The sequence below is a fragment of the Streptomyces sp. NPDC046925 genome, assembly GCF_040644915.1.
Taxonomy (GTDB): Bacteria; Actinomycetota; Actinomycetes; order Streptomycetales; family Streptomycetaceae; genus Streptomyces.
In genome coordinates this window covers 184,550-208,575 of record NZ_JBEYWZ010000014.1, presented here as the reverse complement: position 1 = coordinate 208,575, position 24,026 = coordinate 184,550, and the positions used below count along the sequence as shown (strand labels likewise).

At 71.4% G+C, this 24,026-nt stretch carries 25 protein-coding genes; 12 read left to right on the top strand and 13 right to left on the bottom strand.

What is annotated here, in order from left to right:
- The first annotated feature begins 91 nt into the window (after positions 1–91).
- Both ABZ906_RS38505 and ABZ906_RS38500 read left to right on the top strand, forming a co-directional pair.
- Positions 92–1,336 (top strand): FAD-dependent monooxygenase, encoded by a 1,245-nt coding sequence (locus ABZ906_RS38505; protein WP_361390691.1) that lies wholly within the window; start codon positions 92–94, stop codon positions 1,334–1,336.
- A gap of 23 nt (positions 1,337–1,359) precedes the next feature.
- The gene (locus ABZ906_RS38500; RefSeq protein ID WP_361390750.1) at positions 1,360–2,265 is read left to right on the top strand and encodes a Gfo/Idh/MocA family oxidoreductase; all 906 of its coding nucleotides are present in this window, start codon (positions 1,360–1,362) and stop codon (positions 2,263–2,265) included.
- Here the strand turns inward: ABZ906_RS38500 and lnt are convergent.
- From lnt to ABZ906_RS38485, 3 genes are all read right to left on the bottom strand, one after another.
- On the bottom strand, positions 2,189–3,871 hold the full coding sequence (gene lnt, locus ABZ906_RS38495) for an apolipoprotein N-acyltransferase (protein ID WP_361390689.1): 1,683 nt from the start codon (positions 3,869–3,871) through the stop codon (positions 2,189–2,191). The genes ABZ906_RS38500 and lnt overlap by 77 nt on opposite strands.
- Positions 3,872–3,959: 88 nt before the next feature.
- On the bottom strand, positions 3,960–4,487 hold the full coding sequence (locus tag ABZ906_RS38490; RefSeq protein WP_361390687.1) for a nuclear transport factor 2 family protein: 528 nt from the start codon (positions 4,485–4,487) through the stop codon (positions 3,960–3,962).
- Positions 4,488–4,816: 329 nt separating this feature from the next.
- On the bottom strand, positions 4,817–4,996 hold the full coding sequence (locus ABZ906_RS38485; RefSeq protein ID WP_361195411.1) for a hypothetical protein: 180 nt from the start codon (positions 4,994–4,996) through the stop codon (positions 4,817–4,819).
- Positions 4,997–5,254: 258 nt separating this feature from the next.
- On the opposite strand from ABZ906_RS38485, the gene ABZ906_RS38480 reads away from it, so the two are divergent.
- Entirely contained in the window at positions 5,255–6,103 is an 849-nt protein-coding gene (locus ABZ906_RS38480) for a hypothetical protein (protein WP_361195413.1), read from the top strand.
- A 28-nt stretch (positions 6,104–6,131) separates the two neighbouring features.
- Here the strand turns inward: ABZ906_RS38480 and ABZ906_RS38475 are convergent, their stop codons facing one another.
- The 3 genes from ABZ906_RS38475 to ABZ906_RS38465 all read right to left on the bottom strand — a co-directional run bounded on the left by ABZ906_RS38475 (position 6,132) and on the right by ABZ906_RS38465 (position 8,271).
- Positions 6,132–6,446, bottom strand: coding sequence for a DUF6401 family natural product biosynthesis protein (locus tag ABZ906_RS38475; RefSeq protein ID WP_361195415.1), 315 nt, complete (start codon positions 6,444–6,446; stop codon positions 6,132–6,134).
- Between the two features lie 84 nt (positions 6,447–6,530).
- Positions 6,531–7,403: an undecaprenyl-diphosphate phosphatase gene (locus tag ABZ906_RS38470; RefSeq protein ID WP_361195417.1), complete on the bottom strand. Its 873-nt coding sequence runs from the start codon at positions 7,401–7,403 to the stop codon at positions 6,531–6,533.
- A 163-nt stretch (positions 7,404–7,566) separates the two neighbouring features.
- Positions 7,567–8,271, bottom strand: a complete 705-nt coding sequence (locus ABZ906_RS38465) for a VTT domain-containing protein (RefSeq protein ID WP_361195419.1) — start codon at positions 8,269–8,271, stop codon at positions 7,567–7,569.
- A 49-nt stretch (positions 8,272–8,320) separates the two neighbouring features.
- Here ABZ906_RS38465 and ABZ906_RS38460 point away from each other — a divergent pair, with 49 nt between their 5' ends.
- The 3 genes from ABZ906_RS38460 (at position 8,321) to ABZ906_RS38450 (ending at position 11,430) form a co-directional block, all read left to right on the top strand.
- A complete protein-coding gene (locus tag ABZ906_RS38460; protein ID WP_361390685.1) occupies positions 8,321–9,019 on the top strand; it encodes a DNA alkylation repair protein in 699 nt (232 codons plus the stop codon).
- Between the two features lie 318 nt (positions 9,020–9,337).
- Entirely contained in the window at positions 9,338–10,507 is a 1,170-nt protein-coding gene (gene tuf / locus ABZ906_RS38455; protein WP_361390683.1) for an elongation factor Tu, read from the top strand.
- An 89-nt stretch (positions 10,508–10,596) separates the two neighbouring features.
- The gene (locus ABZ906_RS38450; RefSeq protein WP_361390748.1) at positions 10,597–11,430 is read left to right on the top strand and encodes a fused MFS/spermidine synthase; all 834 of its coding nucleotides are present in this window, start codon (positions 10,597–10,599) and stop codon (positions 11,428–11,430) included.
- Here the strand turns inward: ABZ906_RS38450 and ABZ906_RS38445 are convergent.
- The 4 genes from ABZ906_RS38445 to ABZ906_RS38430 form a co-directional block, all read right to left on the bottom strand.
- Complete coding sequence (locus ABZ906_RS38445) at positions 11,392–12,729, bottom strand: MFS transporter (RefSeq protein ID WP_361390746.1); 1,338 nt, start codon at positions 12,727–12,729, stop codon at positions 11,392–11,394. The genes ABZ906_RS38450 and ABZ906_RS38445 overlap by 39 nt on opposite strands.
- Positions 12,730–12,798: 69 nt before the next feature.
- Positions 12,799–13,845: a hypothetical protein gene (locus ABZ906_RS38440; protein ID WP_361390681.1), complete on the bottom strand. Its 1,047-nt coding sequence runs from the start codon at positions 13,843–13,845 to the stop codon at positions 12,799–12,801.
- 99 nt (positions 13,846–13,944) lie between these two features.
- The gene (locus tag ABZ906_RS38435; protein WP_361195427.1) at positions 13,945–15,000 is read right to left on the bottom strand and encodes a hypothetical protein; all 1,056 of its coding nucleotides are present in this window, start codon (positions 14,998–15,000) and stop codon (positions 13,945–13,947) included.
- Between the two features lie 78 nt (positions 15,001–15,078).
- Positions 15,079–16,008: a hypothetical protein gene (locus ABZ906_RS38430; protein ID WP_361390679.1), complete on the bottom strand. Its 930-nt coding sequence runs from the start codon at positions 16,006–16,008 to the stop codon at positions 15,079–15,081.
- 79 nt (positions 16,009–16,087) lie between these two features.
- On the opposite strand from ABZ906_RS38430, the gene ABZ906_RS38425 reads away from it, so the two are divergent.
- From ABZ906_RS38425 to ABZ906_RS38415, 3 genes are all read left to right on the top strand, one after another.
- The gene (locus ABZ906_RS38425; protein WP_361195431.1) at positions 16,088–16,540 is read left to right on the top strand and encodes a DUF4442 domain-containing protein; all 453 of its coding nucleotides are present in this window, start codon (positions 16,088–16,090) and stop codon (positions 16,538–16,540) included.
- Positions 16,541–16,716: 176 nt separating this feature from the next.
- A complete protein-coding gene (locus tag ABZ906_RS38420; RefSeq protein WP_361390677.1) occupies positions 16,717–18,351 on the top strand; it encodes a carboxylesterase family protein in 1,635 nt (544 codons plus the stop codon).
- Between the two features lie 81 nt (positions 18,352–18,432).
- A complete protein-coding gene (locus ABZ906_RS38415) occupies positions 18,433–19,104 on the top strand; it encodes a DedA family protein (RefSeq protein WP_361390675.1) in 672 nt (223 codons plus the stop codon).
- A 3-nt stretch (positions 19,105–19,107) separates the two neighbouring features.
- On the opposite strand, the gene ABZ906_RS38410 is transcribed toward ABZ906_RS38415, so the two are convergent.
- On the bottom strand, positions 19,108–19,638 hold the full coding sequence (locus ABZ906_RS38410) for a gamma carbonic anhydrase family protein (RefSeq protein WP_361195437.1): 531 nt from the start codon (positions 19,636–19,638) through the stop codon (positions 19,108–19,110).
- Between the two features lie 133 nt (positions 19,639–19,771).
- Here ABZ906_RS38410 and ABZ906_RS38405 point away from each other — a divergent pair, with 133 nt between their 5' ends.
- Positions 19,772–20,509, top strand: coding sequence for an acyltransferase (locus tag ABZ906_RS38405; protein ID WP_361390673.1), 738 nt, complete (start codon positions 19,772–19,774; stop codon positions 20,507–20,509).
- Between the two features lie 99 nt (positions 20,510–20,608).
- On the opposite strand, the gene ABZ906_RS38400 is transcribed toward ABZ906_RS38405, so the two are convergent.
- Positions 20,609–21,472: a DMT family transporter gene (locus tag ABZ906_RS38400; RefSeq protein ID WP_361390671.1), complete on the bottom strand. Its 864-nt coding sequence runs from the start codon at positions 21,470–21,472 to the stop codon at positions 20,609–20,611.
- Between the two features lie 94 nt (positions 21,473–21,566).
- Here ABZ906_RS38400 and ABZ906_RS38395 point away from each other — a divergent pair, with 94 nt between their 5' ends.
- Positions 21,567–22,151: an XRE family transcriptional regulator gene (locus tag ABZ906_RS38395; RefSeq protein ID WP_190084212.1), complete on the top strand. Its 585-nt coding sequence runs from the start codon at positions 21,567–21,569 to the stop codon at positions 22,149–22,151.
- A 56-nt stretch (positions 22,152–22,207) separates the two neighbouring features.
- The gene (locus ABZ906_RS38390; RefSeq protein WP_361195443.1) at positions 22,208–22,765 is read left to right on the top strand and encodes a YbaK/EbsC family protein; all 558 of its coding nucleotides are present in this window, start codon (positions 22,208–22,210) and stop codon (positions 22,763–22,765) included.
- A gap of 43 nt (positions 22,766–22,808) precedes the next feature.
- Here ABZ906_RS38390 and ABZ906_RS38385 read toward each other — a convergent pair whose 3' ends face one another.
- A complete protein-coding gene (locus ABZ906_RS38385; protein ID WP_361390669.1) occupies positions 22,809–24,023 on the bottom strand; it encodes a CaiB/BaiF CoA-transferase family protein in 1,215 nt (404 codons plus the stop codon).
- Positions 24,024–24,026: the final 3 nt, after the last annotated feature.

Genomic DNA, 24,026 nt, shown 5'->3' with positions numbered 1-24,026 from the left:
GAGGGCCACCCTACCGCCATTCACTACAGGTGTAGTACGGTCGGCATGTCGCACTCACTACAGGTGTAGTGAACGAGCTCTAGGAGGAGTCATGGCGCACCCCCGCCAGGAGCACCGGCCGCAACAGGGCCCGGGCAGCCGAAAGCCCCGCGCCATCGTCATCGGCGGCGGCATCGGCGGGCTCACTTCCGCCATCGCCCTGCACCTCTCCGGCTGGCGGGTCACCGTCCTGGAGCGGGCCGCCACCCTGGAGCCCGTCGGCTCCGGCATCGGACTCGCCCCCAACTCCCAGCGCGCACTGGACGTCCTGGGCCTGGGCGACCGGGTCCGTTCGCTCGCGGCCTGGGAGGGCGACGGCGGTATGCGCGCCCAGAACGGACGCTGGCTCGTCCGGATGAGCGCGTCGGCGGCCGCGGCGGAGTTCGGCGGCTCGCTCGTGCTCCTGCACCGCGCGAACCTCGTCGACCTGCTCGTCTCCGCCCTGCCCGCCGACGCCCTGCGCACCGGCGTACGCGCCGAACTCGCCGATCCGGGAGCGGCCGACCGCAGGGCAGTGGTCCGTACCGACGACGGGGACATCGAGGCGGACCTCGTGGTCGGCGCCGACGGCATCAACTCGGCCGTGCGCTCGGCCCTGTTCCCCGCGCACCCGCAGCCGGCGTACACGGGATTCACGGCCTGGCGCCTGATCGTCCCGGCGCCCGACCGTCCCTTCGAACCCCACGAGACCTGGGGACGCGGCGGAGTCTGGGGCACCCATCCGCTCAAGGACGGCAGGATCTACGCGTACGCCACCGCCACCGTCCCCGCGGGCGGCCACAGCCCCGACGGGGAGAAGACCGAGCTTGAGCGCCGCTTCGCCGACTGGCACGACCCCATCCCCGCGATCATCGCCGCCGCACGCCCCGAGGACATCCTGCGCAACGACGTGCGCCACATGAGCACGCCGCTCACGCACTACCACCGGGGGCGGGTGGCACTCGTCGGTGATGCCGCGCACGCCATGGCGCCCACCCTGGCCCAGGGCGGCAACCAGGCCATCGAGGACGCCGTCGTCCTCGCCCACCACGCGGACCCGGCAGCCGATCTCGCCGCGGGCCTGGCCGGCTACAGCGCGGCGCGGGTGCCGCGCACGACGGCGATCGTCAGGCAGGCGGCGCGCGCGGCCCGCATGAACCACCTGACGAACGCCCCCCTCATCGCCGTACGCAACGAACTCATCGCGGCGGCGGCACGCCTCGGCCCGAACCTGATCCTGCGGAGCTTCGCCTCCATCGCCGACTGGCGCCCCCCGCAGCAGCCGTATGCTGCGGGAACAGAACTCGCTCGGCGGTAGAACACAGGAGACAGGGGACAGTGGTGAAGGTCGGCTGCATCGGACTCGGTGACATCGCACAGAAGGCGTATCTGCCCGTGCTCACCACCCTGCCGGGGGTCGAGCTGCACCTGCAGACGCGCACGCCCGCGACCCTCGCCCGCGTCGCGGGCGTCCACCACATCCCCGAGGAGCGCTGCCACACCGACCTGGAGGCGCTGCTCGCGCAGGGGATCGACGCGGCCTTCGTGCACGCCTCGACCTCCGCCCACCCGGAGATCGTGACGCGGCTGCTCGAAGCGGGTGTCGCCACCTACGTCGACAAGCCCCTGGCGTACGAACTCGCCGACTCCCAGCGGCTCGTGCGCCTCGCCGAGGAGCGCGCGACGAGCCTCGCCGTCGGCTTCAACCGCCGCTTCGCGCCCGGCTACGCCCAGTGCGCGGACCACCCGCGCGAACTGATCCTGATGCAGAAGAACCGCGTCGGTCTGCCCGAGGACGTGCGCACGCTCGTTCTCGACGACTTCATCCACGTCGTGGACACGCTGCGGTTCCTGGCGCCGGGACCGATCGACCACGTCAGCGTGCGATCCCGCATCCAGGACGGGCTCATGGAGCACGTCGTGCTCCAGCTCGGCGGTGACGGGTTCACCGCGCTCGGCATGATGAACCGGCTGAGCGGCTCCACCGAGGAGATCCTGGAGGTCTCCGGTCAGGACACCAAGCGGCAGGTGATCAACCTCGCCGAGGTCGTCGACCACAAGGGCCAGCCCAGCGTGCGGCGGCGCGGCGACTGGGTGCCGGTGGCCAGGCAGCGCGGCATCGAACAGGTGGTGCTCGCCTTCCTCGATGCCGTGCGCGCGGGCAAGGTGCTCAGCGCCCGCGATGCGCTGGCGACCCATGAGCTGTGCGAGCAGGTGGTCCGGGCCGCTCAGGAGCAGGACGCCTGAACCGCCCCTTCGCGGGTCCCCGCAGGGCACGCACGCCCTCTGCCGCGCACAGCACCGCCAGCACGGCGAGGGCCGCGTGCACGGGCCAGTCGCCGAGCCTGACGTACGGCGTGACGCCCTCGGCCAGCGGGATGTCGTACGTCGCCGTCGTGCTCGCCGAGGTGCCCAGCGGCGCCCCGACCCGCTCGCCGTCCGGGCCGTACACCGCGGAGACGCCGGTGAGCGTGGCGTGCACCATGGGGCGGCCCGTCTCGGCGGCCCGCACCGCCGCGAGCGAGGCGTGCTGCTCGGGCGCCCAACTCGACTGGAACGTCGAGGTGGACGACTGCGCGAGCAGCAACTGCGCTCCCTCGCGCGTCAGATGACGGCTCATGTCGGGGAACGCCGATTCGAAGCACACCAGCGGTCCGACCTTCAGGCCGTTGTCGACGTCCATGACGACCGGCCGCTCGCCGCGCCTGCGGTCCTCGCCCGCCGCCTTGCCCACGGATGTCGCCCAGCCGAGGAGCGAGCGGGCGGGGACGTACTCGCCGAAGGGGACGAGCCGCATCTTGTCGTAGCGGTCGCCGGTCGGGCCCTTCGGACCCACCAGGACCGAGCTCTTGAATATGCCCGGCTTATCGGAGCGGCGCGCGTCCACGTTCACCAGGATGTCGGCGCCGACCTCACGGGACAGCGCGGCGATCCGCCGCGCGACCTCAGGGCGCTCCGCGAGGTCGTAGCCGACGCTGCTCTCGCCCCAGACGACCAGGTCCAGGTCCCGCCCGGCCAGGCCGCGGGTCAGCGCCTCCTCGCGCGCGAACCGCTTCCCGGCACCGCCGACCCCGTCTATGACACCGGGCTGCACGACGGCCACGCGCATCCGGCCCGCCGGTTCGGGGCGCGGCGCCCACGCCCAGGCGGAGGCGGTCACGGCGGCCACCGCCACGAGCCCGGCGGTGGCGGGGACGAGCAGGGCGGCGGGCGGGCGTGAGAGTCTCGCGGGGCGGGCGGCCAGGGCGAGGACGAGTACCGCGATGCCGGTGTTCAGGACGACGATCAGGGCGCTGAGCAGCCACACCCCGCCGATCGACGCGACGCGCAGGGCGGGCCCCACCTGCCACTGACTGGACCCGAGCAGCCCCCAGGGGCCGCCGAGACCCTCCCAGGACCTGACCAGTTCGACCATCAGCCAGCCGGAGGGCAGCACGACCAGGGCGGCAGCGGTCTTCCGGGGCGACGCGACACCGCCCATCAGGCGCCGCACGAGCCAGCCCCACGGCGCCCACAGCAGGCCGAGCAGGGCGGCTATCAGGAGCGTGAACACATGCAGGCTCGGCAGCAGCCAGTGGTGCACCGCCACCATGAACCCGAGGCCGCCGAGCCAGCCGTCGAGCGCCGCCCTGCGCCCGGTGTCCGCCGAGCGCGCGAGCAGGATCCAGGGCACCAGGGCGACGTAGGCGAACCACCACAGCGACGGGGCGGGGAAGGCGAGGGCGGGCAGTGCTCCGGCGGCGACCGCCAGGACGGCACGCCATCGGGGCGAGGCGAGCAGCTTCCTCCCCTGCGCCGAGGCGGCCGCGAGGTGTGGCCGTCGCCGCCCCCGGTCGTCGCTGAGTTGATCCATGCAGCGCCTCCCTCGGCCCCGACGCCCGGTTGTTCGTCCAGTGTGCGCGCCGTGGACGATCTAGGACAGTGCGCCTGCCGTGCCTTTCTCAGCCGGGCTCGTGGTCCCTGGACCGCTCCTGCATCCGGCGCCACTTCTCCTGCACGGTCACCTGCCGCAGCCGCCAGCCCTGGTCCGTACGCAGCGCCGTGAAGGCGTAGCGGCCGCCGCAGACGAAGTCCGGAGCCGTCGATTCCGCCCCCGCGCCCGCCCCCGCGCCTGCGCCCGCCCCTGTGCTGCTTTCGGGTGACGTGAAGCGCATCGGATTCACGTAGTCGGCCTGCACCTGTGCGACGTCGCCGATGTCCTGGTCGAGCGTCCCGAACCGCAGCCTCCTGTTGACGATCAGATGCTGGCGCATCGGGAAGAGCTCCATCGTCCCGGCGAGCCAGCCGGCCACCTCGGCGGCGCTCGCTTCGATGCCGCCCGCCGAGCTGTAGTCGGCGCGTCCGTCCGGGGTGAAGAGCCGCTGGTAGGCGTCCCAGTCGCCGTCGTCGACGGTCACTGCGTACTCGGTGATCAGGGAGTCGATGGCCAACCGGTCCATCACTGCGGCGAGTTCCACGCGCTGCGTCATCGGGTCAGTGTTGGGCACGAGGGGTGCCGAGCCAAGAGGCATGCAGGAACGTGCCGGACAAGGATGCGGGCACGCGGCGCGCGAATTGCGGTCGGCTCGGGTCGCATCACGGCGAACTTCCATACGATACGGGGGAGTTGAGCCGTCATGCGACCGTTCACAGGAGCGGGCGCATCCCCGAGCTGGAGGCCCGGTGAAGAACGAGCAGCGCATCGCGGCATACGAACGGCAGGGCAACCGCAGGGAACTGACGGGACGGCAGAAGCGCCGCCTGGCGAAGAAGGCCCATCAGGGCAAGGGCTGACACCGCGGAGATCCGTCAGAAGGGCCTAGGCCGCCCGCACGATCTCTTCGCGCACGGCGGCGGCCCATTCCGTCACCAGTTTTTCGTACTCACGGCGCTGTTCGGCCGAGAGGCGGCCTCCCGTGCGCATCCACAGGCCGCGGATCCGCTCGTTCAGTTCTGCGGCGGACCGCGCGGAACCAGGGGTCTGAGGGTTTAAGGGCATGCGGTCAAGCCTAGGGGATGGCTACGACAATCGGAACTGTCAGCTACTGTGCGGATCCTCCAAGTGAGGATTCGCACAGCGACGGGCCCCCGCATGCGCCCGTCACGCCCGTCACCCGGACGGCCCATCATCGCGCCGTACCGGGCCGGGGCTCCTGATATCCAGGGTGGAGGGACGCGCCGGAAGCCGCGCGCCGTGGGGGATTCGCCGCCCTGACGCCGCACCGGCGCCCGGGGCCCATCGAGTGGAGGACCACTCATGTCCCAGCAGTACACAAGTCTCTCCGTGGACTTCACCCAGGGCCTCAACGACGCCTGGTCGAAGGTCGCCACGTTCGTGCCGAAACTCATCGGCTTCCTGGTCGTCCTGGTCATCGGCTGGTTCGTGTCGAAGATGATCGCCAAGGTCCTCGACCGGGTCCTGCGCAAGGTCGGCTCCGAGAAGCTCGCCGAGCGGGCGGGCGCCTCCCGGATGCTGGCGAACTCCAAGTACGACATGACGGGGATCGTCTGCAAGGTCGTGTACTACGCCCTGCTCCTGATCACCCTGCAGCTCGGCTTCGGTGTGTTCGGCAGCAACCCGGTCTCCAGCATGCTCGACAGCATCGTGGGCTGGATCCCGCGCGGCATCGTCGCCATCGTCCTGATGGTCGTCGCGATGGCGGTGGCCAACGTCGTACGCGACATCGTCACCAGCGCCCTCTCCTCGATGTCGTACGGCAAGACCCTCGGCACGATCGCCTGGAGCTTCATCGTCGCGCTCGGCGTGATCGCGGCCCTCGGCCAGGCGGGCATCGCCACGACGGTCACCCAGCCCGTCCTGTACGCGGCCCTCGCGGCCGGTGCGGGCATCCTCATCGTCGGTGTGGGCGGCGGTCTCATCGGCCCGATGCGCCAGCGCTGGGAGCGCTGGCTGGACACGGCCGAGCAGGAGACGGCCAAGGCCCGCGGCAGCGTCAGCGCCTACCAGGCGGGTCGTGCGGACGCGATGACCAACCAGCCCGTGCAGGAGCGTACGCGCGGCGCGATGGGCGGCACCGGCAGCCATATGCGCGACGACGACACGGGCGACGACATGCGGGGCGGCGGTATGCGCGACGGCATGTGACCCCGCAAGTCCCGGGACTCCGAAGGTCTCAGGACTCCGCGGACTCCGGCACCAGGTCGTGCCGCCTCACCAGCCAGGAGATGGCGGTGAGGCGGCACACCGCGTAGTCGTGGCCGACCGGCTCCCGCCACCCGTTCTCGGACAGGCCGTCCAGGAACCCCAGGGCGTAGTCCGCGAGGAGCTCCGGGTCCGGAGCCGGCGGCACGAGCCCGGCGCCGCACATCTCCAGACGCTCCCGCACCTCGGCGACGTGCTGGTCCACGGCAGCCGTGAATCCCGGTTCGAAGGCGAACTCGGCGAAGCGCGGCGCGTACGAGGCGCTGATGCGGGCGAGGGGCGACATCCCAACACCGTAGGCCGGGCCAAACCCCCTGAAGAGGGTCTTTCGGCATGCCTTTGGTCACAAGGGGCGGCCGGGGGCCGGGCCTCAGCCCGCCGACTCACCCGCGTGCGGGCTGAGCGCGCCCGCTCCCACCAGGGCGAACAGGACGATGCCGAGCAGGATGCGGTAGTACACGAACGGCATGAAGCTCTTGGTGGTGATGAACTTCATGAACCACGCGATGACCGCATATCCGACGACGAAGGCGATGATCGTCGCGAAGATCGTCGGCCCCCAGGACACATGCCCCTCGCCCGCGTCCTTGAGCTCGAAGGCGCCGGACGCGAGGACGGCCGGGATCGCGAGCAGGAACGAATAGCGGGCCGCCGCCTCGCGGGTGTACCCCATGAGCAGACCGCCGCTGATCGTGGCGCCGGAGCGGGAGACGCCGGGGATCAGGGCCATCGCCTGGCAGAAGCCGAAGATCAGGCCGTCGCGCACGCCCAGTTCCTTCAGGCTCTTGCGCTCCCTGATGGCGCGGTGCTTGCCGCCCGTCTCGTCGCGGGCCGCGAGGCGGTCGGCGATGCCGAGGACGATGCCCATCACGATCAGCGTCGTGGCGATGAGCCGCAGATCGCGGAACGGGCCCTCGATCTGGTCCTTGAACGTGACGCCGAGCACGCCGATCGGGATCGAGCCGACGATGACGAGCCAGCCCATCTGCGCGTCGTGGTCCGAGCGCGGCACCTTGCCGAAGAGGGAGCCGAACCAGGCGGAGATGATCCGCGCGATGTCCTTGCGGAAGTAGATCAGCACGGCGGCCTCGGTGCCGATCTGGGTGATCGCGGTGAACGCGGCCCCCGGATCGTGCCAGCCCGCGAACGCCGCGGTCAGCCGCAGATGCGCGCTGGACGAGATCGGGAGGAACTCGGTCAGTCCCTGGACGAGCCCGAGGATGAAGGATTCAAGCCAAGACATGGAAGCTGCGCCGTCCAAGTACGGATCATGGGCTGCGGGTGCGGTCATGTGAGGGGAGCACGGAAGATATGCGCGAGGGGTGATCACTCCCCTGCCGTGGGGCAGCGTAGCGCCACAAAGTTACGAGACCGCCCCTGGGCCGCGGCCCGCGAGCGGCGAACCGTCAGCGGCCCCGCATGTGGTGCCGCTTGCACCACGCGACCACCGCGCCCGCAAGACCCGTCACCGCGATGAAGCCCATGGCGACGAGGAAAGCGGGGGACGTCGGTGTCGAGGCGCGGGCGCCCGCGATGACGTACGCGGCGGTGTTCGGGATCGACCCGAGGCCGGTGGCGAGCAGGAACGGCAGCCACCCCATCCGGGACACCGCGGCGCAGTAGTTGGCCGCCGCGAACGGCACCCCCGGAAACAGCCGCGCCGCCAGCATCGACCGGAAGCCGTGCCTGCTCAGCTGCCCGTCGGCCGCCTTGAGCCAGCGACCGCGCAGCAGCGGGCGCAGCGCGTCCTGCCCCAGCATCCGCCCGAGACCGAAGGCTATTCCGGCGCCGAGGACCGTGCCCGCGAGCGCGGCGGCGAGCCCCGCCTGCGAGCCGAACAAAGCGCCCGCCGCGAGATTCAGCAGCGGGCGCGGCACGAACGCCGTGGTGCACAGGCCGTAGGCGACGGCGAACACCGTCACGGCGGCGGCACCGCCGAGTTGGCGAAGACCCCCGTCGGACAACAGCCGCTGCGGCTCGAAGAGCAGCACGCACGTTCCGGCGGCCGCGAGCAGCACGAGCAGCAGAGAAAGCCGCGACCACGGCGAGAGAAGCGCCCTGGTGCAGCGCACGGCGAAGCCCTGCGGACGGGCGGCGGCGGTGTCGAGCATCCGGGGAGACTAACCGACAAATGTGTGTGATCGCCGTATGGTGCGTCTCATGAGCGTCACAGTCCCGCGCAGCGACTTGGCGGACATCGTCATGGAACGCCTCACCACGGCCTACCCGCGGGCGGCCGATCCGGAGCGGGCCGCGCAGGCCCGGGCGTACATGAAGAACGTCGCTCCCTTCCTGGGCCTGCCCTCGCCGCTGCGCCGCCAGTTGTCCCGCGAAGTCCTCGCGGACACCCCGCGCCCGGACGAGGCCGACTGCACGGCGATCGCGCTCCGCTGCTGGCAGCTGCCGCAACGCGAGTACGCCTACTTCGCCGTCGACTATCTGCGCCGGCACCTGAAGCACTGCTCGTCCGGCTTCCTGCCGGTCGCCCGCCATCTCGTCACGACGGTCCCCTGGTGGGACACCGTCGACGCCCTCGCCTCGCACGTCGTGGGCGGCCTGGTCGCCGCCGACCCGAAGCTCAGGACAGAGATGGATGCCTGGATCGGCGACGAGGACCTGTGGGTGGCCCGCACCGCCCTCCTCCACCAGCTCCGCCACAAGGACGCCACCGACACCGAGCGCCTCTTCGCCTACTGCCTGCGCCAGTCGGCGCACCCGGACTTCTTCATCCGCAAGGCCATCGGCTGGTGTTTGCGCGAGTACGCCAAGACCGATCCCAAAGCCGTACGCGACTTCGTCGAGCGGGAGCGCGGGCGCCTTTCGCCCCTCTCCGTGCGCGAGGCCCTGAAGAACCTCTGAGCACACCGGACTTCACCGGCCACTCCCGTCCGGCACCCGGCGAAATTCATTCGACGTACCCCAGCCCGTCGGCAATGATCTGCGACATGTTCCGGTACGCCTTCCACGCAGCAACGCCCGCGGTCGCGGGCGCTGCGAAGGCTGCCGTCTTCCTCTGCGCCGCATTCCCCGTCGACGGCGCCCGACGCTGACCCTCCCCGGACACTCCGGCGGACCCCATAGGGGGAGGGTCGGTTCGGCCCCGGGGTCCCCGTCCCGAGCGCGCACGCGAGCCGTGCGCCAGGGACTTCAGCTTCGAGTTCCAAAGAAGGAACCGCCATGTCCAAGACGGCGTACATCCGTACCAAGCCGCACCTCAACATCGGCACGATGGGCCACGTCGACCACGGCAAGACCACCCTGACCGCCGCCATCACCAAAGTCCTCAGCGAGCGCGGCAGCGGCACGTTCGTGCCCTTCGACCGCATCGACCGCGCCCCCGAGGAGGCCCAGCGCGGCATCACCATCAACATCGCGCACGTCGAGTACGAGACCGACACCCGGCACTACGCCCACGTCGACATGCCGGGCCACGCCGACTACGTCAAGAACATGGTCACCGGCGCCGCGCAGCTCGACGGGGCGATCCTCGTCGTCTCCGCGCTGGAGGGGATCATGCCGCAGACCGCCGAGCACGTCCTGCTCGCCCGGCAGGTCGGCGTCGACCACATCGTCGTCGCGCTCAACAAGGCCGACGCGGGCGACGAGGAGCTCACCGACCTCGTCGAGCTGGAGGTGCGTGAGCTGCTCTCCGTGCACGGGTACGGGGGCGACACCGTCCCGGTCGTACGGGTCTCGGGGCTGAAGGCGCTGGAGGGCGACCCGCGGTGGGCCGCCGCCATCGAGGCGCTGCTCGACGCCGTGGACACCTATGTGCCCATGCCCGAGCGGTATGTCGACGCGCCCTTTCTGCTTCCGGTGGAGAACGTGCTCACCATCACCGGGCGCGGAACCGTCGTCACCGGGGCCGTCGAGCGCGGCACGGTGCGGGTCGGGGACCGGGTGGAGGTGCTCGGCGCCGAGACGGAGACCGTCGTCACCGGGCTCGAGACCTTCGGCAAGCCCATGGAGTCCGCGCAGGCGGGCGACAACGTGGCGCTGCTCCTGCGCGGGGTGCCACGCGACGCCGTACGACGCGGGCATGTCGTCGCGGAGCCGGGGAGCGTCAGTCCGAGCCGCCGCTTCACCGCGCAGGTGTACGTCCTCTCCACCAAGGAGGGCGGCAGGTCCACGCCGATCGCCACCGGCTACCGGCCGCAGTTCTACCTCCGCACCGCGGACGTCGTCGGCGACGTCGACCTCGGTGCGGCCGCCGTCGCCCGGCCCGGCGACACCGTCACCATGACGGTCGAGCTCGGCCGTGACATGCCCCTGGAGACGGGCCTCGGCTTCGCGATCCGCGAGGGCGGGCGCACCGTCGGCGCGGGCACGGTGACCGAGGTCGGCTGACGCCCGACGCCCGTCTCTCCCGGGGGATCCGCCCCGGGGGAGACGGGCACAATGGAGCGGTGACTGAGGAAGAACGCGCGGACGAGGCCATGGCGGTCATCCGAGACGTGGATCACGGCACCGCCAAGCTGATGCCGGACGTGGACCGGGCGCGCGCCTGGCTGCTCACGGTCGACGGGGCGCCGCAGTCGTACGTCGACCTGGACGCGCCCACGCACCTGGAGTTCGAGTACGCCCAGCGGCTCGCCCACGTCATCGACACCACCGACGACCCCGACCGCCCGCTGGACGTGATCCACCTTGGCGGCGGCGCGCTCACCCTGCCCCGCTATGTCGCGGCCACCCGGCCCGGCTCCCGGCAGGACGTGGTGGAGGCGGACCGCGGGCTCCTCGAACTGGTCGCCGAGCGGCTGCCGCTGCCCGCGGATTCCGGGATCACCGTGCACGGCGCGGACGCCCGGCAGTGGCTCGAAGCGGCGGCGCCCGACAGCGCCGATGTCCTGGTCGCCGACGTGTTCGGCGGCTCGCGGGTGCCCGCCCATCTGACGTCGGTGGCCTACGCGCGCGCCGCGGAGCGGGTCCTGCGGGCGGGCGGGATCTACGCGGCGAACCTCGCCGACGGGGCGCCGTTCGACTTCCTGCGCTCCCAGCTCGCCACCTTCGCCGAGGTGTTCGGGCAGGTCGCGCTGATAGCCGAACCGACCGTGCTGCGCGGCAGGCGCTTCGGCAACGCGGTGCTCGTCGCCTCGCACGAGGCGATCGAGGTCGATGCGCTCGCCCGGCGGGCGGCGGGCGACGTCTTCCCGGCGCGCGTCGAGTACGGGGCGGCGCTGCGCCTGTTCACCGGGGACGCGCGGCCGGTGCGGGACGAGGACGCGGTCGCGTCACCCGAGCCGCCCGACGGAGCCTTCGGCATCGGCTGAGGCCGAAGGCACGACCGAAGGTCCCACCGGGGGAGTGCCCGCCCCGGCGATGTCCTTGGCGACCTCCGTCGAGTCCGTGCGCCGCGTCAGATTGCGTACGTCGGGGACGAGCAGCACGAGCGCCGTCACCACGACCACCAGCGCCGCGCAGCCCCACAGCGAGGCCGAACGCCCGAAGGCGAGCTCCGCGGGGCCCGCGAGTGCCGTGGCGAGCGGAACCATCGCGATCGAGCCGAACCAGTCGTACGCGGCGACCCGCGACAGCTTCTCCTCGGGTATCTCCTGATGCATCGCCGTCATCCAGGAGACGCCGAACACCTCGATGGCGACGCCGCTGACGAACATCACCGCCGCCAGACCCCACACCGGCAACGGCACCGCGAGCGCCGCCGAGGGCGCGGCGAGCGGGAAGACGCACAGGGTGCCCGCGAGCAGCAGGCGCCGCGGCTTCCACCGCATCATGAGGAACGCGCCGCCGACCGTGCCCGCGCCGAACGCGCCGAGCGCCAGGCCCCAGGGCCCCGCGCCCCCCAGTTCGTCCCGCGCGACCAGGGGCCCGAAGACGGCCTCGGCCGCGCCGACCACCGCGACCACCACCGAGAACTGCGCGACGATCGACCACAGCCACGGGCGGCCGATGAACTCACGCCAGCCGTCCCGCAGATCGGAGACCAGCCCGCCGCCGGGCTTTCGTGCCGGTATGTGACTTACGTCCAGGAACGAGCGCAAGGCTCCGGCGGCCGCGAACGCCGCCGCGTCCACGGCGAGCACCCAGCCGGGGCCGATCGCGGCGACGAGCAGACCGCCCAGCGCCGCGCCGCCTAGCCCCGCGCCCTGCATCGCCATGCGGTACAGCGCGAAGGCGCGCCCCGCCTGTTCACCGCTGACGGTCGAAAGGAGCATGCCTTCGGCGGCCGGGCCGAAGAACGCCTGGCCGGTGCCGCCGAGCGCGGTGAGCAGCATCATCGACCACAGCGGGGGCGTGCCGGAGATGACGAGCACCGCGAAGACGGCCTGCGAGGCGCAGTTGAGCGCGTTGGCCGCGACCATCACGTGGTGGCGCGGAAGGCGGTCGGCGACGGCGCCGCCGATGAGCAGGAACAGCACGAGCGGCAGCGTGCGCGCCGCGGCCACCAGGCCCACGTCCCCGCCGTCGCCGCCGGAGTCGAGCACGGCGAACGCCGCCGCGATCAGGGCGCCGGCGCTGCCCAGATTGGTCACGACCGCGGCGGCGGTCAGCAGGCTGTAGTTACGCCCGGCCCAGGAGGGACGGCGCGCGGCGGCGGGAGTGGTCACCAGGGGACTATCGCCGCCGCGACACCGACTTGCCAAACCGATTCTTCGTGGGGCAGGGGCCCCGTCGGCGGCTCAGGAATCCTCGGGGTCGCCGTGCAGTCGTACGGTGCTGAGGATCTTCTTCACGGTCGCGTCGGGGATCTCGTCCTTGACGCCCTTGGCGCCGTAGAGCGACCAGGCGACGTACTCACCGTCGGCGTTCTTGAACGAGAAGGTCGTGGCCTTGCCGTCCGAGTCGCACTTGTCCTCCTTGGCGACACCGGAGGTCGTGGAGGTCGCGACGCTGCCCTTGACGCCCGACGCGGTGGTGTACGACTCCACCTTGCCGATCTTGATCTTCTTCTTGTCGGCCTTCTTCTGGCCCGTGTATCCGCCGAAGACCCACCACGCGGAGTCGTTGCGCGCGACGTCCTTGGTGTTCTTGGCGCCGTTCTGGCCCTTGGTGCCGACGGCGCCGAGGGCGGTGTCGTCCTTCGTGCCGTCCTTGTCGTCGTCGGAGGAGCACCACTTGGACTTGTAGTACGCGGGCGCGGACATGCCGATGAGCGCGCTGCCGTCACCCTTCTCGTTGTCCTCGAAGCCGATGAAGGTGTCGGCGGTCTGCACCTCCCAGTCGGCCGGGACGTCGAAGGCGGTGCCCCACTTGGGGTTCACGACGACCTGCCAGCCCTTGACCGTCGCCTTGGGCCCCTTGCCCGTGCCGCGCGCGCTGCCGCCGTCGTCGGACTTGGTGGGGCTCGGCTTCTGGGAGGCGGTCTTGGCCGGGGACTTCCCCGGCTTGTCGTTCGCCTCGTCGTCCTTGTCGCCGCCGAGCACCAGGAAGCCCGTGACACCGGCGGCCACCAGGACGGCGAGCGCCGCGACGATCGCGGTGATCTTCGTCTTGTTTCCGTCGCCTCCCTGACTGCCCTGACCGCCCTGCTGGGGCGGCATCGGCGGCGGAGTCGGCGCGGCCCACTGCGGCTGCTCCGGCTGCGAGTAGGCGCCCGACTGCGGCTGCTGCTGGTATCCCGGCTGCTGATACGGGTTCGGCTGCTGGTACCCCGGCTGCTGGTACGGATTGGGATTCTGGTCCTGCGGGTTCTGCTCGCCCCCGGGCGGCTGCTGTCCTGGCCACATGAGCAGTAACCATAGAGGGGCTTGTGGCCTGATGTCATCGCTGCCCCCGCGGGGACGGCGGCACATCGGGTCACAAGCCCCACCGGTGCAGGAAAGGTGTCAGGACTCCGTCGGGTCCCCGTGCAGACGCACCGTATTGAGGATCTTCATGACGGTGGCCTCCGGGATCTCGTCCTTGACGCCCTTGGCGCCGTAGAGGCTCCAGGCCACGTACTCGCCGTCGGAGTTCTTGAAGCCGAACGTGATCGCCTTGCCGTCCGAGTCGCACTTGCCGCTCTGCGGAGTGTTCGTCGAGTGGGCGCGCGCGATGCTGCCCTTGACGCCGGTCTTCGTGGTGAACGGCTCCGCCTTCTTGGTGAAGGTCAGGCTCTTCTTGTCCGGCTGCGTGTACCCGCCGAACACCCACCACGGCACCTGGTTGACCGCGACCTCGTCGGTGCTCTTCGCGCCGTTCGCGCCCTTGGTGCCGACGGCGCCGAGGGAGGTGTCGTCCTTGGTGCCGTCCTTGTCGTCGTCGGACGAGCACCACTTCGACTTGTAGATCGCCGGTGCCGACATGCCGATGAGGGTGGAGCCGTCACCCTTCTTGTTGTCCTCGAAGCCGATGAACGTGTCGGCGGTCTGCACCTCCCAGTCGGCCGGGACGTCGAACGCGGTGCCCCACTTGGGATTGACCACGACCTGCCAGCCCTTGACCACCGGCTTGGGCCCCTTGCCCGTGCCGCGCTCGGTGCCGCCGCCGTCGGTCGCCGCGTCCGAATCCGGCTTCTTGGACGCCGACTTGGCGGGGGACTTCGAAGGCTTCGCGTCCGCCTCGTCGTCCTTGTCGCCGCCGAGCACCAGGAATCCCGTGACACCGGCGGCCACCACGACCGCCGCCGCCGCGACGATGGCGACGATCTTGGTCTTGTTGCCGTTGCCGCCGCCCCCGTCACCACCGGGCTGCTGCGTCACGCCCATCGGGGCGGTCGGCGCGCTCCACTGTCCCTGCGGCTGGCCCGGCTGCCCCGGCCCCTGCTGCTGATAGGGGTTGGGCTGTTGGTATCCCGGCTGCTGGTACGGGTTCGGCTGCTGGTACCCCGGCTGCTGGTACGGATTGGGATTCTGGTCCTGCGGGTTCTGCTCGCCCCCGGGCGGCTGCTGTCCTGGCCACATGGCGCGAACGATACGGGGTCAGTACACCGGGTCGGCGCGGCAACCCCTGGTCGCGGGGCCTGCGGTGGGGGCGGTTGCTCAGGATTCGGAACCGTTGTCGTATTCGCGCACCGTGCTGAGCATCTTCTTGACCGTCGCGTCCGGAACCTCGCCGTCCACGCCCTTGGCCCCGAAGAACGACCACGACACGAACTTGCCCTTGGAGTCCTTGAATCCGAACGTGGTCGCCTTGCCGTCCGTCCGGCACTTGTCCGTCTTCTCGGCGCCGGAGGACGAGGACGTGGCCACGCTTCCCCGGATGCCGGACTCGGTGGTGTACGACTCGACGGGGCTGGTCGTGATGTTCTTCCGGTCGGGCTGGGTGTACTGGCCGTACACCCACGTCGAAGAGTTCTCCCTGGCGATCTCCTCGGTGCTCTTCGCGCCGCGGTTGCCCTTGCTGCCTGCCTCGGCGAGCGGCGTGTGGTCCTTGACGCCGTCCCGGTCCGGGTCGCTCGTGCACCACTGCTTCTTGAACACGGCGGGTGCCACCATCGCGATCAGGATGCTGTCCTCGTCGTCGGCCTCTCCGACGGCGTCCACCCAGTCGCGCGACTTGAGTTCCCACTGAGGGGGCGCGTCGAAGGCGATGCCGCGCTCGACGTTCACGACGGTCTTCCAGCCCGCGATCGTCGGCTTCGGCCCGCCGCCGACACCGCGTTCGGTGCCCGCGGACGTGGTCGGCTCAGGGGAGGCCGAGGACCGCGCGGGGTCCGGCTTCGCCTCGTCGTCCTTGTCGCCGCCCAGGATCAGGAAGCCGGTGACACCGGCGGCGGCCACGACCGCCACCGCGGCGACGACGGCGACGAGCCTGGTCCGGTTGCCGCCGCCGCTGCCCTGCGGATCCGGGGCCGCGCCGCCCGGCACGGTCGGGGCGTTCCACGGCGCGGGCTGCTGGTAGCCCGGCTGGTGGTACGGATTCGGCTGCTGGTCGGGCCCGCCCCCGGGCTGCTGCTCTCCTGGCCACATGGGCAGCAACCATAAGCGATCGCGATCCAGGCCCCGGGGCTCCTGGCCAAAGAACGCTACCCGTGGGTAACATCGCGCCATGAGCGCTGACCAGATGTCGATCGGCGAGATGCTCGCCGCCACCGTGCCGATGGCCCGGACCCTGAAACTCGAGTTCCGCGAGACCACGCCCGAGAAGGCCGTGGTCGCCCTGCCCGACCAGGCCGAGTACCACAACCACGTCGGCGGGCCGCACGCCGGAGCCATGTTCACGCTGGGGGAGTCGGCGAGCGGGGCGATCGTGCTCGCCGCGTTCGGGGACCAGCTCTCGCGGGCCGTGCCCCTCGCCGTCAGCGCCGACATCGCGTACAAGAAGCTCGCCATGGGCCAGGTGACCGCCACCGCGACCCTGGGCCGCCCGGCCGCCGAGGTCGTCGCCGAGCTGGACGCGGGGCAGCGGCCCGAGTTCCCGGTGGCGATCGCGATCCAGCGCGAGGACGGCGCCGTGACCGGCGAGATGACCGTCGTCTGGACGCTGCGCCCCAATAACTGAGTCGCGTGCGGGCGTTCGCTTCCGTACGTTCTTTGAACACGGCGGCGTCACGCCGGCCGGGCCACGGGGGGCCCGACCGGCGGGGCGCCGCTCTTTCGTTCAACTCATTGACACGAGTCAGTGACGGTCATAGTTTTCCCGCGGCCAGGGGTCGACGTCATCCGAGGAGTCGCCGTATGAGTCGCAGGAGAACCACGACAAGAACGCGGCGCACCGCGTCCGCCTTGGTCGTCATGGCCGCCGCCGCGGCCCTGCTCGCCCCGCACCCCGCCCAAGCCGCCCCCGGCAAGGGCACGCTCGTCCGTACGGACGCGGGCTGGGTGCGCGGTGAATCCACCGCCGAGGGGCGGCAGTTCCTCGGCATCCCCTACGCGCGGCAGCCCGTCGGCGACCTCCGCTGGAAGGAACCGCGGCCCGCCGAGCCGTGGCAGGGCGTGCGCGCCGCGACCTCCTTCGGCAACCGGTGCGTGCAGGGCGCCAGTTGGGATCCGGGGTACGAGAACCCCAGCCACACGGAGGACTGCCTCGATCTCAACGTCTACACACCCGGCGGGCAGCGCGAGCAGCGCCCCGTCCTGGTCTGGCTGCACGGCGGCGGGCTCACCGCGGGCGCGGGGGAGGACGTCGTGCCCGACGCCTTCGCCCGGCGCACCGGCACCGTGGTCGTGACCGTCAACTACCGCCTGGGAGCCATGGGTTTCCTCGCCGGGGACGGGCTCGACGGCGAGGCGTCCGACGGCGTCTCGGGCAACTACGGCATGCTCGACCAGCAGGCGGCCCTGCGCTGGGTGCGCGCCAACATCGGCTCGTTCGGCGGCGACCGGCGGCGCGTGACCATCGCGGGCGAGTCCGCGGGCGGCAGGTCCGTCTGTATGCAGCTCGCCTCGCCCGCCGCCAAGGGCCTCTACCGCGCGGGCATCGTGCAGAGCGGCGCCTACGGCGACTGCGCCGCCCGCGAGCGCAAGGACGCGCTCGGCCAGGGAGCGGCCTTCGCGAAGAAGGCGGGCTGTCCCGACCCGGCCACCGCCCTCGCCTGCCTGCGCGGGAAACCCGCCGAGGAGATCCTCGCCGCGCAGGGCGGGTTCGACTGGGGCCCGGTGGCGGGCGGCGCCTTCCTGCCGGTCCAGCCGGACGAGGCGTACAGGAACGGGAGCGCCTCGCGCGTGCCGGTCCTCAACGGCGCGAACAGCGACGAGGGACGGCTCTTCGCCTACGGGCAGTTCGACGGGCAGGGCAAGCCGCTCACCGCCGAGCAGTACCCCGCCGCGCTCACACAGGCATACGGCACCGAGCTCGGCGCCGAGGTCCTGAAGCGCTACCCGCTGTCCGGGCACGCCACGCCCACGCACGCGTACGCCGCCGCCCAGGGCGACCGGCTCTTCGCCTGCACGGCGCTGCGCATGGACAGGGCACTTGCGGGCCGCGGCCCCGTCTACGCCTACGAGTTCGCCGACCGCACCTCGCCGCCCTTCGCCTCGATCCGCGAGGCGGGCAGGACGTTCGACTTCGGGGCGACCCATGTCAACGAAGTGCAGTACCTGTTCAAGCACTTCGGGCTCCCGACGCCGCTCGACGCCGAACAGAAGGCCCTGGCGCGGCAGATGGTCCAGTACTGGGGCTCCTTCGTGCACGGCGGTGCGCCGCGCGCCGACGGCCAGCCCATCGCCCCCGACCAGCGGACACACCCCGGCCGCGTGCTCTCGCTGCGCACCGCGTCCGCGGGCGGGAACGAGCTGAGCACCGCTGTGGCCCGTGAGCACCGGTGCGACCTGTGGGACCGCGAGGACTCCGCCCCGGCCGACGCCGGGTGAGCGGGTAGGCTGCCCGGCGTGCGCGCTCCGGGGGGATCGCGCACGCCGGGTACACGCACATCAGCACAGGAGGAACCGGCGTTGCACGTCCAGGAATGGCTGGAGACCGTACCGGCCGTCAGTATCTACGCGCTGGTGGGCGTGGTCATCGGTCTGGAGAGCCTGGGCATTCCGCTGCCGGGTGAGATCGTCCTCGTCTCCGCCGCGCTGCTCTCCTCGCAGCACGGCGAGCTCAACCCCGTCATCCTGGGGATCTGCGCCACCGCGGGCGCCATCATCGGCGACTCCATCGGGTACGCGATCGGACGCAAGGGCGGCCGGCCGCTCCTTGCCTGGCTGGAACGGAAGTTCCCCAAGCACTTCAGCGCCGCGAACGTCGGCAGCGCCGAGCAGTCGTTCCAGAAGTGGGGCATGTGGGCGGTCTTCTTCGGCCGCTTCGTCGCCCTGCTGCGGATCTTCGCGGGCCCGCTCGCGGGCGTCCTGCGCATGCCGTACTGGAAGTTCCTCATCGCCAACGTCCTGGGCGGCATCGTCTGGGCGGGCGGCACGACCGCCGTCATCTACTACATCGGTGTGGTCGCCGAGGACTGGCTCAAGCGGTTCTCGTACTTCGGCCTCGCCATCGCCGTCCTGATCGGCGTCGGCTCCATGCTGCTGGTCAAGCGCCGCGCCAAGAAGGCGGCGGCCGCCCGCGAAGCCGAGAAGGGCGCGGAGCCGGCGGCCGAGCCGGTGCCCGTTACGGCCGCCGACTGAACCTCACCCGGCGTGGGCGTCCCGGTGGGCCTTGGCCAGTTCGACGTACATCGTGCCGTTGAGCGTGACGCCCGCGCGCTCCTCGTCGGTGAGCGGCCTGCGCACCTTGGCCGGTACGCCCGCGACGAGCGATCCGGGCGGCACGATCATTCCCTGCGGCACGAGGGCCTGCGCCGCGACCAGCGAACCGGCGCCGATCACCGCGCCGTTGAGGACCGTCGCCCCCATGCCGATCAGGCAGTCGTCCTCGACGGTGCAGCCGTGCAGGACGGCGTTGTGGCCCACCGAGACCCGCTCTCCGATCCTCATCGGGAAGCCGAGGTCGACGTGGAGACTGCAGTTGTCCTGGATGTTGCTGTCGGCGCCCACGACGATCGGCCCGCCGTCGGCGCGAAGCACGGCCCCGTACCAGGTGCTCGCACCGGCGTGCAGCGTCACCTCGCCGATGATGACCGAGGTGGGCGCGGTGAAGGCGTCCTGGTCGATCTTCGGGTTCTTGCCGCCGAACCCGGTGACGAGTGCCTCGTGGCCCATCGGATTTCTCCATTCGTACGTGTCTCGCGCCTGGCGGAACCGTACGGGACGCGGGCGGACGTGCGGCCCTGTGGGGTGAAGATCACAGGGGTCCGAGGGCACCGGGCCGCGCCGGGCTGAGTAACGTGAGCCCGTGCCGAAGAACAGGAACACGTTCTCATCCGCGGTCGTCGCCTTGCGGCGCCGCGCGACCCAGCGCGCCGTCCACGCGGGCTGGGCGTGGGTGCAGCGCACGGGTGCCGTCACCGCGCAGCGGCCGGGCCGGCTGCGGTTCGGCGCGCTCGGCGAGGGCACGAAGCTCGCCTTCCCGCAGGGGACCGTCTTCGGTGAGCCGTGGATCCGCATCGGCGACCACTGCATCATCGGCGAGCAGGTCACCCTCACCGCCGGGATGATGCCCGACCTCGACCTCGGTCCCGACCCGATCCTGCGCATCGGCAACGGCGTCGTGCTCGGCCGCGGCAGCCATGTCATCGCCGACACGACGGTGACGATCGGCGACGACTGCTACTTCGGGCCCACGGTGTACGTGACGTCCACGAACCACTCGTACGACGATCCGCATGTGCCCATCGGCAAGCAGTGGCCGCGGATGGAGCCCGTCGAGATCGGTCCCGGCTGCTGGATCGGCACCAACGCGGTGATTCTGCCGGGGGCGCGGATCGGGCGGAATGTCGTGGTGGCCGCGGGGGCGGTTGTGCGGGGTGACGTTCCTGACCATGCCGTGGTGGCCGGGGCGCCTGCCCGTGTCGTGCGGACGTGGGATGCGGAGGCCGGGTGGCAGCCGCCTTTGCGGACGCCCGCGCCTGTGCCTATTCCTGACGGGGTCACGCCGGAGCAGCTTCTTGCGCTGGGGGAGTTGGAGGGGTAGGGCGCCTCTTCCCTCGGCTGCGGGTTCGCGGGGGCTGGTCGCGCCCACGCGGCGGAGCCGCACATGTCACAGCCCCGCGCCCCTGGCGGGGCGCTTGTCTCAGCTCGCCAGTAGCACCGTGCCCACCAGCGCCAGGCCCGCCCCCGCCGCCTGGACCCCCCGCAGGCGTTCCTTCAGTACCGCTCGTGCTGCCAGTGCCGTGATCACCGGGTACGTCGAGGAGAGCACCGCGGCCAGGGTGATCGGGCCGTTCTGGGCCGCCACCGAATACGTGCCGTTGGCCGCGACGTCCGCCAGGCCCACGAAGGCGAGCGCCGGGAGTGCCGTCCAGAGCAGGCGCATGCCCGTGCCCTCGGGGAGTGCGACGCCGCCCCGCTTCACCGAGACGAGCAGCGCGGTACCGCCCGCGGCCACGTTTGTCACGCGCTGCACGAACAGGGCGAGGAACAGGCCGGTGAGGTTGCTCGACGCCTCGGAGATCAGGGCGAGGACCGCGCCGAAACCGAAGGCCGCGAGCAGGGTCAGGAGGATCGCCTGTCGCTGCACGGGAGCGCCGCGCAGTTCGGGGCCGCCCGCGAGCACGATGCCCACGATGGCGACGGTGAGCCCGGCGAACTGCGGGACGCCGGGGCGCTCGCCCAGGAAGAGACCGACGGCCACCGGGACGACGACGCCCACGGAGGCGAGCGGTGAGGCGACGCTCATCGGGCCGATGGCCAGGGCCTTGTAGAAGGCGAGCATCGCCACCGGTCCGAGCAGCCCCGCGGCCACCGCGAACCACAGCTGCGGGCCCCATTCGCTCCAGCCGCCCGTGGCGACCACGATCGCGCCGAGGACGACCACGGCGATGGTCTGTGAGGCGACGACCACGGTGAGGGCGGGGATACGCCGGGTCAGCAGTCCGCCGCCGAAGTCGGCCAGGCCGTACATCAGGCTGGTGGCCAGGGCGAACAGTGCTGTCATCGGGATTCCTCGCAGTACAGTGTTTTGAACCTTTAGGTGCACCACACCGTAGTTCAATATCTTTGACCTTGTCATCCAAAATAATGGACGGAATGTGTCGGACCTCGATCAACTCACCCAGTCGCTCGCCCGCAACCTCAAACGCTGGCGCTCGGAACGGGGCTTCACGCTCGACGCGCTCGCGGCCCGCGCGGGCGTCAGCCGCGGCATGATCATCCAGATCGAGCAGGCAAGGACCAACCCCAGCGTCGGCATCACGGTGAAGCTCGCCGACGCCCTGGGCGTCAGCATCACCACGCTCCTCGACTACGAACAGGGCTCGCACGTCCGCCTCGTGCCGCCGGAGCAGGCGGTGCGCATGTGGTCCACGGAGGCGGGCAGCAGCACGACGCTCCTGGTCGGGACCGAGGCGCGCGGCCCCTTCGAGCTGTGGGCGTGGAAGCTGATGCCCGGCGACGGCAGCGACTCCGACGCCCACCCGCCGGGGACCATGGAGCTGCTGCACGTCGCGGCGGGCGAGCTGACGCTCCTCGTGGACGGCGTGGAGCATCAGGTGCCCGCCGGGTCGGCGGCCTCGTTCGAGGCGAACGTGCCGCACGGCTATCACAACAAGGGTGCCGAGCCGGTCGAGATGACCATGTCGGTGTCCGTACCGCCGGCGCACGCCTCGTCGTACTGAGGTCTCAGGTCAGAGGTCCGGGCGCTGTGTCCCGGCGGGTTTGTTAGCGTGCGGCCATGCGTGCACCCATGGGAAATTTCGACGTCGTCCGCGCCGCGCCCGAGGCCCTCGATCTCCTGGTGGCGCCCGTCGCCGACGCCCTGCGCGGCTGGAGCGGAAGCGTCCCCGCCGAGCAGGTCCTCCACGTGGACACCGACCCGCAGTGGGCCGACACCGCCACCTTCGTGGAGCACTACGGCCGGGACATCCTGGAGCAGTCCGCGAACTGCGTGGTCGTCGCGGGCAAGCGCGGCGGCGAGACGTCGTTCGCCGGGTGCCTGGTCCTGTCCACGACCCGCGTCGACGTGAACGGCGTCGTGCGTCGCCAACTCGGCGCGCGCAAGGCCTCGTTCGCGCCGATGGACACGGCGACCGGCGAGAGCGGCATGGAGTACGGCGGCATCACCCCGATCGGCCTGCCCGCCGACTGGCCGCTGCTCGTGGACGCCGCCGTCGTCGACCTGCCCCACGTCCTGATCGGCAGCGGAAGCCGCCGGGGCAAGCTGATCGTGCCGGGCAAGGCGTTCGCCGAGCTGCCGAACGCCGTGGTGCTCGAAGGGCTCGGCGTCGCCTGACACGGGCAGGGTCTCTCCGGGGCGGGCGGGGATCAGGTCCCGCTCATCCGCAAATCCCCTCCTCGCGCAGCCGGTTGATGTCCTCCGGGTCCCGCCCCAGCTCCCGCAGGATCCGCTCGGTGTGCTCGCCCGCGGCCGGTACGGCATCCATCCGCGGGTCCACGCCGCTCAGATTCGCGGGCGGCAGCAGCGCCTGCACGGGCGATGAGCTGCCCGGAATCGCGACCTCCCGCCAGCGTTCCCGCTCGGTGAGCGCGGGGTGGCCCAGGAACTCGGCCACCGAATTGACGCCCGCGTTCGCGATGTTGGCCCGGTCGAGCAGGTCCATCGCCTCCTCGCTGCCGAGTTCGGCGAACCGCGCGGAGATGATCGCGTCGAGCTCGTCACGGTGCGCGACCCGGTCCGATCCCGTGGCGAACCGCGGGTCGGCGGTCAGCTCGGGCCGCCCGATGACCCGCTCGCACAGGGCGGCCCACTCGGGCTCGTTCTGCACGGAGAGCAGGACGTCCTTGCCGTCGGACGCGGTGAACGGGCCGTACGGCGCGACGGTCGCGTGCCGGGCGCCGACGCGCGGCGGCTGCGTGCCGCCGTAACGCGTGTAGTACGCGGGCTGGCTCATCCATTCGGCGAGCGCGTCAAAGAGGGACACGTCGACGGTCGGTGCGCGCCCTGTGGTCGCGCGGGTGAACAGGGCGGTGAGGACGCCGGTGTAGGCGTACATCCCGCCCGCGATGTCCGCGACCGAGATGCCGGCCCGCACCGCCTCGTCGGGGGTGCCGGTCAGCGAGAGCAGCCCGGTCTGGCACTGCACGAGCAGGTCGTACGCCTTGCGGTCCGCCCAGGAGCCGCTGATGCCGTAACCGCTGAGGGTGCAGGGGATCAACGAGGGGTAGCGGGCCTGGAGCGCGGCCGCGCCGAGGCCGAGGCGGTCGGCGGCGCCGGGCGCGAGGTTCTGCACGAACACGTCGGCGCCCGCGAGGAGTTCGTGCAAAATCCGCACGCCTTCATCGGACTTGAGGTCCAGCGTCAGGGACTCCTTGGAACGGTTGAGCCAGACGAAGTAGCTGGCCTGTCCGTGCACGGTGGTGTCGTAACGGCGGGCGAAATCGCCGCCGCCGGGCCGCTCGACCTTGATCACGCGCGCGCCGAGATCGGCGAGCTGCCGGGTGGCGAACGGCGCGGCGACGGCCTGTTCGAGGCTGACGACGGTGATGCCCTCCAGGGGGAGCCGGCCGGCCGGTTCGTGCTGCGGCGCCATGAC

What these genes read in the sequence shown, in the direction of transcription:
- ABZ906_RS38430 (WP_361390679.1), bottom strand. Translation starts at nt 16,008, where the DNA reads ATGTGGCCAGGAGAGCAGCAGCCCGGGGGCGGGCCCGACCAGCAGCCG.
- ABZ906_RS38420 (WP_361390677.1), top strand. Translation starts at nt 16,717, where the DNA reads ATGAGTCGCAGGAGAACCACGACAAGAACGCGGCGCACCGCGTCCGCC.
- ABZ906_RS38385 (WP_361390669.1), bottom strand. Translation starts at nt 24,023, where the DNA reads ATGGCGCCGCAGCACGAACCGGCCGGCCGGCTCCCCCTGGAGGGCATC.
- ABZ906_RS38450 (WP_361390748.1), top strand. Translation starts at nt 10,597, where the DNA reads ATGGCGGTCATCCGAGACGTGGATCACGGCACCGCCAAGCTGATGCCG.
- ABZ906_RS38490 (WP_361390687.1), bottom strand. Translation starts at nt 4,487, where the DNA reads ATGACGCAGCGCGTGGAACTCGCCGCAGTGATGGACCGGTTGGCCATC.
- ABZ906_RS38465 (WP_361195419.1), bottom strand. Translation starts at nt 8,271, where the DNA reads ATGCTCGACACCGCCGCCGCCCGTCCGCAGGGCTTCGCCGTGCGCTGC.
- ABZ906_RS38410 (WP_361195437.1), bottom strand. Translation starts at nt 19,638, where the DNA reads ATGGGCCACGAGGCACTCGTCACCGGGTTCGGCGGCAAGAACCCGAAG.
- lnt (WP_361390689.1), bottom strand. Translation starts at nt 3,871, where the DNA reads ATGGATCAACTCAGCGACGACCGGGGGCGGCGACGGCCACACCTCGCG.
- ABZ906_RS38425 (WP_361195431.1), top strand. Translation starts at nt 16,088, where the DNA reads ATGAGCGCTGACCAGATGTCGATCGGCGAGATGCTCGCCGCCACCGTG.
- ABZ906_RS38460 (WP_361390685.1), top strand. Translation starts at nt 8,321, where the DNA reads ATGAGCGTCACAGTCCCGCGCAGCGACTTGGCGGACATCGTCATGGAA.
- ABZ906_RS38400 (WP_361390671.1), bottom strand. Translation starts at nt 21,472, where the DNA reads ATGACAGCACTGTTCGCCCTGGCCACCAGCCTGATGTACGGCCTGGCC.
- ABZ906_RS38390 (WP_361195443.1), top strand. Translation starts at nt 22,208, where the DNA reads ATGCGTGCACCCATGGGAAATTTCGACGTCGTCCGCGCCGCGCCCGAG.
- ABZ906_RS38470 (WP_361195417.1), bottom strand. Translation starts at nt 7,403, where the DNA reads ATGTCTTGGCTTGAATCCTTCATCCTCGGGCTCGTCCAGGGACTGACC.
- ABZ906_RS38435 (WP_361195427.1), bottom strand. Translation starts at nt 15,000, where the DNA reads ATGTGGCCAGGACAGCAGCCGCCCGGGGGCGAGCAGAACCCGCAGGAC.
- tuf (WP_361390683.1), top strand. Translation starts at nt 9,338, where the DNA reads ATGTCCAAGACGGCGTACATCCGTACCAAGCCGCACCTCAACATCGGC.
- ABZ906_RS38505 (WP_361390691.1), top strand. Translation starts at nt 92, where the DNA reads ATGGCGCACCCCCGCCAGGAGCACCGGCCGCAACAGGGCCCGGGCAGC.
- ABZ906_RS38485 (WP_361195411.1), bottom strand. Translation starts at nt 4,996, where the DNA reads ATGCCCTTAAACCCTCAGACCCCTGGTTCCGCGCGGTCCGCCGCAGAA.
- ABZ906_RS38475 (WP_361195415.1), bottom strand. Translation starts at nt 6,446, where the DNA reads ATGTCGCCCCTCGCCCGCATCAGCGCCTCGTACGCGCCGCGCTTCGCC.
- ABZ906_RS38440 (WP_361390681.1), bottom strand. Translation starts at nt 13,845, where the DNA reads ATGTGGCCAGGACAGCAGCCGCCCGGGGGCGAGCAGAACCCGCAGGAC.
- ABZ906_RS38480 (WP_361195413.1), top strand. Translation starts at nt 5,255, where the DNA reads ATGTCCCAGCAGTACACAAGTCTCTCCGTGGACTTCACCCAGGGCCTC.